The sequence below is a fragment of the Halomonas halocynthiae DSM 14573 genome, assembly GCF_000425725.1.
Taxonomy (GTDB): Bacteria; Pseudomonadota; Gammaproteobacteria; order Pseudomonadales; family Halomonadaceae; genus Halomonas; species Halomonas halocynthiae.
This window is the reverse complement of sequence record NZ_KE384441.1, coordinates 228392-242951: the sequence shown is the minus strand read 5'-3', so window position 1 is coordinate 242951 and position 14560 is coordinate 228392. Positions and strand designations below refer to the sequence as shown.

Genomic DNA, 14560 nt, shown 5'->3' with positions numbered 1-14560 from the left:
CGCGTCAGTGCAGTCATCAAACCAAGCCGCTAAATCCATCCCGCCAATTCACGCCTAGCAATAGCTGCCAAGGCGTGAATGTGGTCGTCTCGGGCGTTTAAGCAGGGCACGTAGGTGAACGTCTCGCCACCGGCTTCGATAAACGCCTCACGAATTTCCATCTCAATTTCTTCCAGCGTTTCTACGCAATCAGAGGCAAAGGCCGGAGAGATCACCGCAATATGTTTCTTGCCTGTACGCGCCAACTCCGCCACCTTATCTACTGTGGCTGGCCCAACCCAGGTCTCGGGGCCAAACTTGGACTGAAAAGTTGTAATAATTTCGTTGTCAGCAAACCCAAGCCGTTCACGCAACAGCCGAGAGGTTTTGTGGCATTGGCAATGATAGGGGTCCCCACCTTCCAGAAAGCGCCTGGGCACACCATGATAAGAAGCCACCAGCACTTCAGGCCGACTCTCAGCGCTAGCATAGGCTTCAGTTACCGTAGCAGCTAATGCCGCCTGATAGCCTGGGTCAGCAAAATATGCTGGCACTGTACGCAGCGCTGGCTGCCATTTCATTTTCATCAGGCTACGAAACGCCTGGTCGTTGGCCGTTGCAGTGGTTGGTGAGCCGTACTGTGGATACAGCGGAAAAAACAAAATGCGCTCACAGCCTTGCTCGTTTAAACGGCGTAACACACTGTCAGTAGACGGGTTGCCATAACGCATGCAGAAATCCACTTCGACCCGGTCGCCCAGAGACTCTTTAAGCACGGCACCCAGCTTTTCCGCTTGATCACGCGTAAAGGTCAGCAACGGACTTTCATCCCGCTGCTTATCCCAAATAGATGCATACGCTTTACCAGAGATAAACGGGCGACGACTCAGAATCACCAGCTGTAAGAGCGGCTGCCACAACCAGCGCGGGTAGTCGACCACGCGCTTATCAGAAAGAAACTCACTGAGGTAGCGGCGTATTGAGCGGTAGTCAGTTGCATCCGGTGTGCCAAGGTTAACGATGACCACCCCAATTTTTCCTCGTACAACCTCAGGGTGTGACTCAGGCGCGTTAACTGGGCGGTCAGCACTCGGTATCAAACGATCAATATCAGCGACTTCTTGCTCAGAAAAGCGGGCTTCTACAGCAGGTGACTCAGAAGAGATGGGGTCAGAAACAGACATGCTGAAATTCCCTGTGGTCCGGACGACTCGCTGGGTGGAGTCTGGCGAGTGAGACTCCGACGACAAATACGGCACGTTAATAATACCACGAGGTAGGCCACAGGCGGGAAAAGCGAGGCGGCAATTTGCGCCGAAAATGTTCTTTGGAGCTCGGCGCAGTCCGTTTTGATCAAGCTATTACAACAACACACCCTAAAAAAACACGCAGATTAACTTACTCTGAGTCTTATACGTCGATCATAACCCGATCAGGTAGCCAGAGGCATGCGCGAGACAAACTGATGGCGCGGGTAACTGCCGACACAAGGGTTATCTTCATCTCGCGCTTCTTGATGCACCAAATACGCATGATGAATACCAAGATGTCGCAGCTGCGCATAAGCCTCCTCCGCCGCACGGAACAACAGTGGCGCACCTTTACGCATCACTCGATGACGCTGACCCTCGACATCCTCTACCTCAAGCTGACACAGGCTGCCACTGGCATTACTGATAACCCGTACTTCGAAGTTGTCATTGTGCTTTGCGAATATTTTAAATTTATTGAAATCCATAATTATCTCTACCTTTGCTAATTTTTATGTATTAATACAGCTCCATTGTTGCGTGAGTATGACATTTTCAGCATAAATGAACTCTACCATCTCTCTGACAGAGTTCCAGTTCAAAAGTTTCAATAATTTTCAATAATCTACTGATACTCCGAAGGGTCAATGGCTTTGCCTAGCGAATTTTTATCTATCCAGTTCCCCTGCTTCGTTTCTTTGTAGCGAAACACCACCCAGTCCCCAACCACCACCGGCAGCTCGGCGTCTTCCGTCTGGTAGCTATAGGTTTCGTTATTAACCACCAACTGATACCGGTAAAGGTCTGGCATCCCCAGCCACTCCTTAAACGGGCCTTCACATGTTACAGACTCAAGCTCTCCACGAGCCTCCAGCTTGGGTAAGCGCTGGCGCTTACCGCGCCGAAATCCACCTGCCATAGTCACTCCCTCTTAATTGCGTTAAAACTTACTGTTTTTAAAGCTCTTTTTGAAAATTTTTGAGCCATACCCAACTATACGTTATGTATTTCAACCGCGTAGCTAGCCACCAAATGAATCACTGTAAGTATCCGCGGCGAGATCCTCAAAGCGCGTGTACTTACCAATGAAAGCCATATGCACTGTGCCAATGGGACCATTACGCTGCTTGCCAATAATTACCTCAGCAAGGCCTTTGCTATCGGGATTATCTGGGTTGTAAACCTCATCACGATAAACGAAGGCTATAATGTCAGCATCCTGCTCAATAGCACCAGACTCACGCAGATCCGACATCACCGGGCGTTTGTTAGGTCGCTGCTCAAGGGCTCGGTTAAGCTGAGAAAGTGCCACCACAGGGCAACCGAACTCTTTAGCCAACCCCTTCAATGAACGTGAAATTTCAGATATCTCGCCGGTACGGTTCTCAGAAAAACCTGGGATCTGCATCAATTGCAGGTAGTCGATCATGATCAGGCCCAAATTACCGTGCTCTCGCACCACCCGCCGAATGCGCGAGCGCATCTCGATAGGCGACAGGGCTGCCGTATCATCAATGAACAGTTTCTTGTCTTTAAGCAAACTAACAGCAGACGTCATGCGCGGCCAATCTTCATCATCCAGCTGGCCGGTTCTCACCTTCGTCTGATCAATACGTCCCAGCGACGAAAGCATGCGCAACATTAACGACTCTGCCGGCATCTCCATGGAAAACACCATGACAGGCTTGTCGCCAGAGATCACCGCATGCTCCACCAGGTTCATGGCAAAGGTGGTCTTACCCATGGACGGACGACCCGCAATGATGACTAAGTCCGATGGCTGCAGACCTGAGGTCATACCATCCAGGTCGCGAAACCCCGTCGACAACCCCGTCATCTCGCCCTTCATGTTGAACAGCTCATCAATGCGGTTGACCGCACGGGTTAACAGCTCACTCATGCCAATCGGCCCGCCGTCCTTGGGCCGCTCTTCACTGATCTGAAACACTAGCCGCTCAGCTTCATTAACCAGCTCAGCAGAGTTTCGCCCCTGAGGCGCAAAAGCACTTTCCGCCACTTGATTCGCCGCACGAATCAATTTACGCAGCGTCGCACGCTCACGAACAATATCGGCATAGGCGCGAATGTTACTGGCAGACGGCGTAGTACGCGCTAGCTCTGCCAAGTATGCCAGCCCCCCCACGCTATCTAACTGATCGCGCCCCTCCAGGGCTTCTGACAGGGTTACGACGTCCAACGGATTACTTGCTTCAGCCAAATGCAGCATGACGTTAAAAATCAGCCGATGTTCGTAACGATAAAAATCGTCAGCCATCAGCCGGTCTGACACATCATCCCACGCTTGGTTATCCAGCATTAAACCACCCAGCACTGATTGCTCCGCCTCTAACGAATGGGGCGGGATTTTCAGTGCGGCCGTTTCCCGATCATGCTCAACGACGTCATTCATAAAGCGGCGCCTTTCTATTCAAGCGATGTCGGACCGACACGCCATGTTGTGCTGGAGAACCCACCTATCTTACCAATGTCTTCTAACAAGCCAAACCGTCTCTTGGTACCTGACTGACACGCGCGTACCTGATAGACATACACAGCGCAAAAAGGGCACAGGGAATGTCCCCGTGCCCTTTGCAACAACACCCTGCCCAATTCGGCATGATGTTAGATGCGGGTATTACTCAGATACCACGATGATACGCACAGACGCGGCAACATCAGCATGCAGGTGCAGGTCGATGTCGTATTCGCCGATATTGCGAATCGGGCCTTCCGGCATACGAACTTCATGACGGCCAACATCGATACCTGTGCTGGAAATTGCCTCAGCCAGATCACGCGGACCGATAGAGCCGAACAGTTTGCCTTCATCTCCAGCCTTAGCAACCAGCGACAGCTCGATATCATTGAGCTGTTCAGCACGGCTTTCAGCTTCTGCCTTGCGCTCAGCAGCACGGGCTTCGAGTTCAGCACGCTGAGCTTCAAATGCGGCAATGTTGTCCTTGGTTGCCGGAACGGCCAAGCCGTAAGGCACCAAGTAGTTGCGGCCATAGCCGGCCTTAACGGTGACCTTGTCACCCAGACCGCCCAGCTTGCCAATTGTGTCGAGCAGAATGACTTCCATCTCGTAAACCTCTTGTCAGGCGTTGCGGCCAAGTCGTCCGCGGAAATCCACAAACGAATCGATCAAGGCCGCAAGCAACACTATGAGAATCATGGGCCAGGTAGTGATAAGCAACACATAGAGTGCTCCCAGCCACAGCCCGTTTATTCCCTTTAAACCAAAAATACCATGTATCAGCGCAATGCCAGCCACCAGCAGCGGCACAGCCACTAACGCGCCCAGTGCAGGAAAACCCAGCACACTGGCTGCGATACCGACTATGACCAAAAATAGCAGCTCTCGCGGCGTCAAACGCAACGCATGAAACTCCTCCCGAAAACCACCAGGGTTATAGAGTCCTGCCTGCCAACTCCGCGCTAGCGCCAGGCTTGCCACACCAACCAGAACGACCAGAAGCCCTGTGGCACTACCAATCAGCAGTGTCAGAAAAGACTCGAGATCGACACCATCCTGGCTAAGCTCAGTCAAACGAGACGCCATATCCGGCGAACTCTGGCGTAACAGATCCAGCACCTGTGCCACTCCTCCAGGAGGAATGAACACACCTAGCTGGATCAGTACTGAGCCTGCAATAGCGCCGAAAATCAGCGCTTCACTCCAGCGCATTCTGGCTCGCAGCACGACGGCCATCAGCAATACCATCAACAATGACATCAACGGGATAACATCACCCCGAATCCACCACCAACCAGAAGGTAAAGCAGCAGCAATAATGACCGGCAGCGCTGGGGCCATACCACGCCGCAGCACAACCAAGGCAGTGACGGCACTGGAAAACCAGAACAATAACGGCACTAAAGCAGTGACTGCGGCAATCAAGGCTGCCTGGGGCATACCGCGCATAGCCCATCGTGCAATGGCTTGCATCACGCGCAACGCTTACTGGTGACTATCGGTATAGGGCAGCAGTGCCAGGTAGCGAGAGCGCTTGATAGCGGTCGCCAGCTGACGCTGATAACGGGCTTTGGTCCCGGTAATGCGGCTGGGAACGATCTTGCCAGTCTCAGTCACATAGGCCTTCAGAGTGTCCAGATCCTTATAGTCGATCTGCTTCACGCCTTCGGCGGTAAAACGACAGAACTTGCGGCGACGGAAAAAGCGTGCCATGGGGTGACTCCTTCAAACGTGCAATGATAAAACTCAGGCAGACTCGGCGGCTTGCGGCTTGTCTTCACGATCTTCGCGATCTTCGCGACGTGGACGCCTTTCTTCCACCGGCTTCATCATCGGCGAAGCTTCGGTCACGGCTTCCTTGCAGCGCACAACCAAGCTGCGAATGATGGCGTCGTTGTAACGGAAGATGTTCTCGATTTCTTCGAGAGTCTCGCCGCTGCACTCGACGTTCATCAGCACGTAGTGAGCCTTGTGAATCTTGTTGATCGGGTATGCCAAGTGACGACGGCCCCAATCTTCGAGACGATGCACGGTGCCTGCATTTTCCGTGACGAGGCCAGTGTAGCGCTCGACCATAGCAGGAACCTGCTCGCTCTGGTCCGGGTGGACCATGAAAACGATCTCATAATGACGCATGGATGCTCCTTGCGGTTTGGCAGCTTCCGATGGTGCCGTGTTGGCTCCAGGGGAAGCAAGGAGGATTGTCTAGAGGCAAATGTGCCCCAAAACAAGAACGCCCACTCGTTAAACGAAGGGGCGCAGGCATTCTATAGACCAGGCTAGATACTTGCAAGCGGTAGCGTCACGCAACTCCGCTTCTTTGACGCACCGCTTCAAACAGGCAGATACCCGTAGCGACCGAAACATTCAGGCTCGACACCTGGCCAGCCATAGGCAATTTGACCAAGCTATCGCAGCCCTCACGAGTCAAGCGACGCATGCCTTTACCTTCGGCCCCCATGACCAGTGCCGTTGGCCCAGAAAAATCTGCCTGATAAACGACCGACTCAGCTTCTCCAGCGGTACCAATCACCCAAATGCCGTGATCATTTTTCATACGCTCAAGGGCACGCGCCAAGTTAGTCACCTGATAAACCGGCACGTTTTCGGCAGCGCCGCAGGCCACCTTACGCACACTCGCATTAAGCGGTGCTGCCTTATCTTTGGGCACGACCACACCATGCGCACCCGCCGCATCAGCACTGCGCAGGCAGGCGCCGAAATTATGCACGTCTGTCACGCCATCAAGCACCAACAGCAACGGAGCTTCCTGATGCGGCCAGCCTGCGAGTCGGTGCCATAGCGAGGCCTCAGCTTCGAATGCCAGTGGCGTACAAAACGCCACGACGCCTTGGTGAGACGCCCCCTGAGCGAGCTGCTCCAACACGTCGCGCGACGGATAACGAATCGCCGCACCAGCGGCGACAGCCTGCTCAACAAGCGCAGCCAAGCGCTTACCAGCATCACCGCCTTGAATCCATAGCTCTCGCGGCGGATCGCCACGCTCCAACAACGCAGCGACAGCATGCACGCCATAGACGGCCTCCAAACCATTCGGCGCAGTAAAGCCCGGAGCTTTACTCGGCCTTCTGTTAGCCGGCGCTCGCCGCGAAGGAGCCTTCTTCTTTCTGAGGTTATCTTTCACGATACGTCCTCAACGGCGTCGCGAGCTGCGACGCTGCCCTGAGCGCTTTTTGGCGCCCTTGTTATCACCACCCTCTTTCGCACTTTTTTCCGACCTTTTTTCAGGTTTCTTGACACTTTTTGCAGGGCTACGACCTTTGCGTGGTGCTCGGCTCGTCCTGGGCTTGTCACCAACCAGCTCAAAGTCGATCTTCCGGTCATCAAGATTGACCTGAGCAACCTGAACAGTCACCCCATCCCCCAGACGGAAACTGACACCACTACGCTCACCCTTGAGGCGATGCTTTTCTGCTTCATAGTGATAGTAGTCTGACGGCAGTGACGTTACATGGACCAAGCCTTCAACATAAAACTTATCCAGCCGCACAAAAATGCCAAACTGGGTTACCGAGGCAATAGTCCCGTCAAAAACCTCACCCAGTTTGTCGGACATAAACTCGCACTTGAGCCACCCCTCCACATCACGAGTTGCTTCATCGGCGCGGCGCTCGGTCATAGAGCAGTGCTCACCCATCTCCAACATCTGCTCGAAGGTATAGGGGCACCAGTTGCTGGGCGGCTCGACCGGAGCCCCCTCGGCGCGCAGTACCGTATTGGTCTGGCGCGGCCCGCGAATTACCGAGCGAATGGCACGGTGTACAATCAAGTCTGGGTAGCGGCGAATCGGCGAAGTAAAGTGCGCATACGCTGGATAAGCCAGCCCAAAATGCCCTTCGTTCTGGGGTGAATACACGGCCTGACTCATCGATCGCAACATGACAGTCTGAATGACATCTGCGTCATCGCGGTCACGAATAACTTCTGTCAGATCATGGTAATCCTGCGGCGCAGGCTCATCACCGCCACCCAACGACAAGCCCAGCTCATTAAGAAACAGCCGCAACTTGTCCAAACGCTCGGGAGAAGGCCGCTCATGGATACGATAAAGCGCGGGAAGATCGTGTTTATCAAGGAAGCGAGCTGTCGCAACATTCGCCGCCAACATACATTCTTCGATGATCTTGTGCGCATCGTTGCGAGTCCGCGGCACAATTTTTTCGATTTTACGTTCATCGTTAAAAATAATTGCCGTTTCAGTGGTTTCGAACTCCAGCGCACCACGCTGAGCACGAGCCTTGCTCAGCAACTTGTATAGCTCATGTAGGTTTTTAAGCGTGGGAACGACATCGCGGTACTCCTCGCGCAGCGCATCACCCTGCTCGCCCAGCTCACCGTCATCTCCAAGAATCGCCGCAACCTTGTTATACGTTAGCCGCGCATGAGAACGAAATACCGCTTCATAGAAGCGATGACGGCTGATTGCACCCGCTTGGGAGATATTCATCTCACACACGAGCGCCAAACGATCTACGTGAGGGTTCAGCGAGCACAAACCATTGGAAAGCAGCTCAGGCAGCATCGGCACTACCTGCCCAGGGAAATACACCGAGTTTCCACGAGCAATGGCTTCTTGATCCAGCGGGCTACCAATGGGCACGTAATGCGACACATCAGCAATCGCCACCACCAGTTTCCAACCACCAGACTTGGTCTTCCAGGCACACACGGCATCGTCGAAGTCTTTGGCAGACTCGTCATCAATCGTTACCAGCGGCATATCACGCAAATCTATTCGGTGCAGCTTATCCTCTTCTGCCACCTCAGCCGACATAGTGGCGATCTGCTCTTGCACCTCAGGCGGAAATTCGTCAGGAATTTCATAGCTGCGCAGGGCAATATCAATTTCCATACCTGGGTCCATGCGCTCACCGAGCACTTCGACAACCTCGCCCACTGGCTGCACGCGAGTTTCAGGTTGTTTAACAATACGGACCGATACCACCTGCCCATCCCGAGCGGTGCCTCGGGCAGTATGAGGCACAATCACCTCTTGAGTAATACGAGGATTTTCAGGAATCAGCACCCCGAATTCAGCGGTATTTTCACGAAACACGCCAACCAGCGTTTGCGTATTACGCGACAGCACTTCCGCGATGGTCGCTTCATCACGGCCTCGCCGGTCGCGACCACTGATGCGCGCCAGCACATAGTCACCATGAAAAACCCGACGCATCTGCCGCGGCGGAAGAACGAGGTCAGGCTTGGCGCCATCTTCGCGCAACAGAAAACCGAACCCATCACGATGGCCCAGCACCCTGCCCTTGATTAGGTCGAGTTTGTCGATCAGCGCATAGGCCGCGCGGCGATTACGCAGCACTTGGCCATCACGCTCCATAGCAGCCAGGCGACGGCGCACAGCTTCCTTGAGGTCTTCGTCATGAAGCCCCAGTAAGTCACTCATCTCTTCATGAGTAATTGGCTTGCCAACCTGTTCTAACCGGGCAAGCAAATATTCGCGGCTCGGTGCTGGGTTGTCGTATTTATGCGCCTCGCGACTGGCGTATGCGTCATCTTCGAGCGTCCAGTGATTCATGCGTATGGCATCCTTGACAGGGTAGGAGTCGAGAGAATAAACGTGACGCTGTAGCGTCGAGAGGGGTCGATAGAGCAATTTTGATGTATTGACATAGCCGCAGTATACCGCTGCCGGTGGCCGCACCCAACCATACAAACACGATCATCATTAGTTTTTGCGTTTTTTCACCCTCAGATATCAACCAGGACTTGCACGGTTAGCGTTTTTCGGTATCATACGCGCCACTTGCCCAGATGGCGGAATTGGTAGACGCGCTAGCTTCAGGTGCTAGTGTCCGTATGGACGTGGAGGTTCAAGTCCTCTTCTGGGCACCAGTGATCGATCGGCTTTTATTAACCGCATGTCGCTCACGCATGACTCGCAGCATCGCTCTTTATCAGCTTGAATCGTTTGTGTTTCGCCCAGGTGGCGGAATTGGTAGACGCGCTAGCTTCAGGTGCTAGTATCCGTATGGATGTGGAGGTTCAAGTCCTCTCCTGGGCACCATTATCACCTCGTGATAATGACAGCCAACATCGGAACACAACGACCATGCAGACGCGCCCAGGTGGCGGAATTGGTAGACGCGCTAGCTTCAGGTGCTAGTATCCGTATGGATGTGGAGGTTCAAGTCCTCTCCTGGGCACCATTATTGCGTTATGCATGAAGACAACTGACAGCGGCCTCTGCCGCAAACAATCGGCCGCATATATTGCGGTTTTTTTGTGCCTCGCATTTGCACCTTCACCAACCAACCCTACAACACAAAAGACTGAGCCAGCCTAACCAAGCCAGCCCAGCCAAACCGATCTAGTCAAACCGACCCGGGCGATCCGCCACCTCCTCCAACCCCCAGCCAGCAGTGTGTATACCAGCCTCTAACGCCGACTCCGAGGCCGCATCAAGCTGAGGCATAAAATTCAGCCCAGTCAGTGACTCAACATCATCAATACTCACCAAGTAATCACTTAGCGACTCATTGCCAGCCACATCTTGCGGCATAGCAAATGCCAGCGCTCGCGGCACCTCACCGGGCACGATAAGTATTTTAAAGAAACCTATTGGCACTTCTGACCAGCCTACCCGATTCAACCCACCAACAATGATGTCCTTTTCATAAATAGGGCCAGCAATCACCTGCAGCCGCCCAAAGCGGGGCACAAAATGATCCATCACCACCTCTTCCAGGCGCTGCCAAAGCTGGCGATTCAGATTAGGCTTTTGAGGCACCATGTTGCTCATCAAAAAAGTGTCTTGCTGAGCAGCGGAACCATGTACAGCGGCAATGGCATAGTTTGGCGCCAAATGCCTTCTGTCATACCCGCTATGCCGATAGCTTGACGTAGCCACTGGCCATAGCGTTCGCCAGTCCTGTTTGAACGAAGGACGCGAGGCAATATCGGGATAACGCACGGGCATCAACTCATAACTGGCCCACAGCGGCGACACTCGGACGTCGGACCAGCCCACCAAATACCCTTCATTACGCATCACACGATGCAACGCCAACCAAGAGCCTCCTCTCTCAGGCACTCCCTGCCAACTCATGCGGTCATAGATACCACGCTCACCGTAGCTCCACAGCCCAGCACCAACCACTACAAACACCAGCGCGACAGCACCACGTCGACGAAGACGCCCAAGCAAGCGGCCTCCTACGTTACCGCGCGCCCGCTTGCCCGACTTCCCGCGACTCATTCCATACTCTCCCTAAAACTCCCGCCACCACTGTCACTACCCGCACAACACCCAACGCTACAACGCATCACCAACCCAGCGAAAACATGGTTTCCAAGTCATGGCGTGAGTGCACCTGCATAGCATTGAGCGTTTCAGTCTCACTGATACCTTCTACCTCATTGAGCCGCCCAGTCACCAATTCGGCGAGGCTTTCAAAATCTCGCGTACGCGCAATGGCCACCAAATCGTAGCGACCACAGGTGGAAAACACCTCAGAAATCCCCGCCACATCAGCCAAACGCTCGGCCACAGACTTAACCTGGCCTTTTTCGGTATTGATCAGAATCACGGCATTTTGCATAACGTTACCTCTAGTAGATCGACAGCTGAATCAAGAGTATATTTCACCAAATAGCGCCGACTTGCTGCCGAGGCGGATGGCACAAGCGAGTATACCAGCCACAAGAAAAGGGCCAAGGACACGACGCACAAAAGGAACTCTGAACTCACATAACGTGTCAGAAACAGGTACCCTATGGCGCGTCTGCTGGAAAAATCCATGGCAAGAGATTTTGCAGCAACATCGTTGGCATATACAGGCAGCATATAAAAGAGCCGGACCACCGGCTGTAGCAATATCTAAAACCCGTGATGCAAGCAGATTGCAAAGCTAATTGGAGAAACCATGACTAATAACAGCCGTCGTACTTTCATGCGCAATAGCCTACTCGGTTTAGCCGCCCTGCCACTGGGCGCTGGCCTCCTGTCTCGCAACGCGCTGGCCGCAGAGCTACCACCACTGGACACTGAGTCTGCTCAGGCCAAAGCATTGAATTACGTCAAAGATGCTAGCGAAGCAGCTGATCACCCAGCCTTCGAAGAAGGCGAACATTGCGAAAACTGCATGTTCTATACCGCCGACACACAGGGCTGCCAGCTGTTCCCGCAGAACAGTGTAGAACCAGCAGGCTGGTGCCAGTCTTGGACTGCCAAGCCCTAATCGGCCACGCAGACCAAACGAGCCCCATAACGCAAAACCCGCGATGATTGATCGCGGGTTTTTTGTCACTGCTTTTCACTCAAACGCTTCAGTTATAGCACTGCCGCCAGGCGCACCCCCTGATTAATCGCTCGCTTAGCATCAAGCTCAGCCGCTTTATCAGCACCGCCGATAACATGCACAGACACCCCTGCCGCCTGCAACGCCTCCAGACCATCACGCACAGATTCCTGCCCAGCGCACACCACCACGGTATCAACCGCTAGTAGGCGCGACTCTCCATCAATGCGAATGTGCAAGCCATCATCATCGATAGCGACATACTCGCAGCCTGGCAGCAGCTCGACACCACGATGCTTGAGTGAGGCCCGATGGACCCAGCCGGTCGTTTTCCCCAGCCCCTTACCCGGCTTACTGGCCTTACGCTGCAGCACACTGACCTGACGCGACACCTCAGGACGCACTGGCGGCGTCAAACCACCTGGCGCAGCCACACTCAGATCAACGCCCCATTCATCACACCACTCTTCAACACTCGGCGTCGAGGCCCCTTCATGGGTCAACATTTCAGCCACATCAAAACCAATACCCCCCGCCCCGATAATTGCCACTCGCTTACCCACCCGCTGCGGATGCATGATAGCCTCAGGGTACGACACCACTTTTGCATGGTCGCTACCAGGCAACTCAAGCTGACGCGGCCGCACGCCAGATGACATGACCACCTCATCGAAACAAGCCAGCTCAGTGACCGATGGCTCACTGTTCAAGCGCACATCAACCGCATACTTTTCCAACATGATCTGAAAGTAGCGCACCGTCTCATCAAACTCTTCTTTACCCGGAATGCGCCGCGCGTAATTAAACTGACCACCAAGCTGCGCCTGACGCTCAAACAGCGTGACCTCATGCCCTCTTTGAGCCGCCGTTACCGCTGCAGCAAGCCCAGCTGGACCACCACCCACCACCGCAATGCGCCGCACCGCCTCAGCAGGCTCAATCAACAGCTGCGTTTCATGACACGCCCTAGGATTCACCAGACAAGAGGTCAGCTTTCCTTGAAACGTATGATCCAGGCAGGCCTGATTACAGGCAATACAGGTATTAATCTCCTGATCACGCCCTTCAGCAGCCTTGCGTACCCATTCCGGGTCTGCCAGAAACGGACGCGCCATGGACACCATATCAGCATAACCATCCGCTAATAGCTGCTCCGCCGTGTCAGGCATGTTGATACGATTAGTTGTCACCAGTGGCACGCTAACTTCCGCCTTCATACGCCGAGTTACTTCACTGAAAGCAGCCCTCGGCACACTGGTCACAATGGTTGGTACGCGCGCCTCGTGCCAGCCAATACCCGTATTGATTACATCAGCTCCCGCCGCCTCAATGGCCTTACCTAACGCCACCACCTCGTCAAAAGTACTCCCTTCTTCAACTAGATCAATCATCGATAAACGAAAGATAACCAAGAAGTTTTCGGGCAAGGCGGCGCGAATGCGCTTTACAATCTCTACTGTAAAGCGAATACGGTTGTCGAAACTGCCACCCCACTCATCATCGCGCTGATTGGTACGCTGGCAAATAAACTGATTAATCAAATAGCCCTCAGAGCCCATGACCTCGACTCCGTCATAGCCAGCCTCACTGGCCAATCGCGCGCAACGCACATAGTCCTCAATCTGCTGTTCAACCTCAGCAGCTTCCAAGGCACGCGGCATCATCGGGTTAATCGGCGCCTGAATGGCCGAAGGAGCAACCAACGCCGGCGAATAAGCATAGCGCCCAGCGTGAAGTATCTGCATACAAATATGGCCACCTGCGGCATGCACAGCCTCAGTCACCTTGCGATGATCAGCCACTTGCTCAGACTGCACGAGGTTAGCCGCACCATGAAATACCGCACCCTCTGCATTAGGCGCGATACCACCTGTCACTATCATCGCCGCCCCAGCCCTAGCTCGCTCAGCATAGAAAGCGGCCAGGCGGTCAAAACCGTGTCGCGCCTCCTCCAAATTCGTATGCATTGAGCCCATCAGCACCCGATTCGGTAACTCAAGATGGCCAAGCGTAATAGGGCGAAACAGGTGAGGATAGGTCGTCATGTTGTTATGCCTCTGTTGCAGTTGCGACTAAAATTGAAATGGACGTCACGGTAAATTCAAACAACTGTATGACTGTCATCGACAGAGTGCAATCCATCTCGACTTTCAACAACCACATTCACCCACTGCAGGAACACTGGCAACGCCAGAAAAGTACTCTGGAAAACATACTAAAAAAGCCCTGCATCTTGGATGCAGGGCTTTGAAATAAGGCATGGTGTCAACCATGATGGCGGACCGGACGGGACTCGAACCCGCGACCTCCGGCGTGACAGGCCGGCATTCTAACCAACTGAACTACCGGTCCGCATGGTGGGTGATACCGGATTCGAACCAGTGACCCCCAGCATGTGAGGCTGGTGCTCTAACCAACTGAGCTAATCACCCATGCGGTCATACTGATTTACTAGGTTTTATCAAACAAGATATGTATCGAGATGCACACTAATGGCGGACTGGACGGGACTCGAACCCGCGACCTCCGGCGTGACAGGCCGGCATTCTAACCAACTGAACTACCAGTCCACTACG

The 14560-nt window shown here is 53.8% G+C and carries 14 protein-coding genes and 6 tRNA genes; 4 read left to right on the top strand and 16 right to left on the bottom strand.

The annotated features are described in order from the left end of the window. Positions 1-29: 29 nt before the first annotated feature. The 10 genes from hemH to rnr form a co-directional block, all read right to left on the bottom strand. The gene (gene hemH, locus H616_RS0112980; protein ID WP_084155911.1) at positions 30-1163 is read right to left on the bottom strand and encodes a ferrochelatase; all 1134 of its coding nucleotides are present in this window, start codon (positions 1161-1163) and stop codon (positions 30-32) included. A gap of 248 nt (positions 1164-1411) precedes the next feature. Beyond that, on the bottom strand, positions 1412-1717 hold the full coding sequence (locus H616_RS0112975) for a DUF6482 family protein (RefSeq protein WP_027967737.1): 306 nt from the start codon (positions 1715-1717) through the stop codon (positions 1412-1414). A gap of 137 nt (positions 1718-1854) precedes the next feature. Continuing rightward, complete coding sequence (locus H616_RS0112970; protein ID WP_027967736.1) at positions 1855-2148, bottom strand: hypothetical protein; 294 nt, start codon at positions 2146-2148, stop codon at positions 1855-1857. Between the two features lie 102 nt (positions 2149-2250). Beyond that, on the bottom strand, positions 2251-3639 hold the full coding sequence (gene dnaB, locus H616_RS0112965; protein WP_027967735.1) for a replicative DNA helicase: 1389 nt from the start codon (positions 3637-3639) through the stop codon (positions 2251-2253). Positions 3640-3864: 225 nt separating this feature from the next. Continuing rightward, on the bottom strand, positions 3865-4311 hold the full coding sequence (rplI, locus tag H616_RS0112960) for a 50S ribosomal protein L9 (protein ID WP_027967734.1): 447 nt from the start codon (positions 4309-4311) through the stop codon (positions 3865-3867). Between the two features lie 15 nt (positions 4312-4326). Beyond that, entirely contained in the window at positions 4327-5178 is an 852-nt protein-coding gene (locus H616_RS0112955) for a hypothetical protein (RefSeq protein WP_027967733.1), read from the bottom strand. 12 nt (positions 5179-5190) lie between these two features. Beyond that, on the bottom strand, positions 5191-5418 hold the full coding sequence (gene rpsR / locus H616_RS0112950; protein WP_027967732.1) for a 30S ribosomal protein S18: 228 nt from the start codon (positions 5416-5418) through the stop codon (positions 5191-5193). 33 nt (positions 5419-5451) lie between these two features. Continuing rightward, positions 5452-5841: a 30S ribosomal protein S6 gene (rpsF, locus tag H616_RS0112945; RefSeq protein ID WP_027967731.1), complete on the bottom strand. Its 390-nt coding sequence runs from the start codon at positions 5839-5841 to the stop codon at positions 5452-5454. A gap of 166 nt (positions 5842-6007) precedes the next feature. Next, the gene (gene rlmB, locus H616_RS15045; protein ID WP_420835261.1) at positions 6008-6850 is read right to left on the bottom strand and encodes a 23S rRNA (guanosine(2251)-2'-O)-methyltransferase RlmB; all 843 of its coding nucleotides are present in this window, start codon (positions 6848-6850) and stop codon (positions 6008-6010) included. Positions 6851-6859: 9 nt separating this feature from the next. After that, positions 6860-9262, bottom strand: a complete 2403-nt coding sequence (rnr, locus tag H616_RS15040; RefSeq protein ID WP_035573202.1) for a ribonuclease R — start codon at positions 9260-9262, stop codon at positions 6860-6862. Positions 9263-9492: 230 nt separating this feature from the next. Here rnr and H616_RS0112930 point away from each other — a divergent pair. From H616_RS0112930 to H616_RS0112920, 3 genes are all read left to right on the top strand, one after another. Then, a tRNA-Leu gene (locus H616_RS0112930) sits at positions 9493-9579 on the top strand. A gap of 85 nt (positions 9580-9664) precedes the next feature. Continuing rightward, positions 9665-9751 (top strand) — tRNA-Leu (locus H616_RS0112925). Positions 9752-9806: 55 nt separating this feature from the next. Further along, positions 9807-9893, top strand: a tRNA-Leu gene (locus H616_RS0112920). 161 nt (positions 9894-10054) lie between these two features. Here H616_RS0112920 and H616_RS0112915 read toward each other — a convergent pair. Then, the gene (locus tag H616_RS0112915; RefSeq protein WP_051234293.1) at positions 10055-10942 is read right to left on the bottom strand and encodes a DNA/RNA non-specific endonuclease; all 888 of its coding nucleotides are present in this window, start codon (positions 10940-10942) and stop codon (positions 10055-10057) included. Between the two features lie 67 nt (positions 10943-11009). Further along, positions 11010-11285, bottom strand: coding sequence for an Lrp/AsnC family transcriptional regulator (locus tag H616_RS0112910; RefSeq protein ID WP_027967729.1), 276 nt, complete (start codon positions 11283-11285; stop codon positions 11010-11012). Between the two features lie 324 nt (positions 11286-11609). Between H616_RS0112910 and H616_RS0112905 the strand changes: the two genes are divergently transcribed. Beyond that, complete coding sequence (locus H616_RS0112905; RefSeq protein WP_027967728.1) at positions 11610-11924, top strand: high-potential iron-sulfur protein; 315 nt, start codon at positions 11610-11612, stop codon at positions 11922-11924. 92 nt (positions 11925-12016) lie between these two features. On the opposite strand, the gene H616_RS0112900 is transcribed toward H616_RS0112905, so the two are convergent. From H616_RS0112900 to H616_RS0112885, 4 genes are all read right to left on the bottom strand, one after another. Continuing rightward, positions 12017-14029: an NADPH-dependent 2,4-dienoyl-CoA reductase gene (locus H616_RS0112900; RefSeq protein ID WP_027967727.1), complete on the bottom strand. Its 2013-nt coding sequence runs from the start codon at positions 14027-14029 to the stop codon at positions 12017-12019. A 230-nt stretch (positions 14030-14259) separates the two neighbouring features. Beyond that, positions 14260-14336: transfer RNA gene (locus H616_RS0112895), tRNA-Asp, on the bottom strand. A 3-nt stretch (positions 14337-14339) separates the two neighbouring features. After that, positions 14340-14416 (bottom strand) — tRNA-Val (locus H616_RS0112890). 61 nt (positions 14417-14477) lie between these two features. Then, a tRNA-Asp gene (locus H616_RS0112885) sits at positions 14478-14554 on the bottom strand. Positions 14555-14560: the final 6 nt, after the last annotated feature.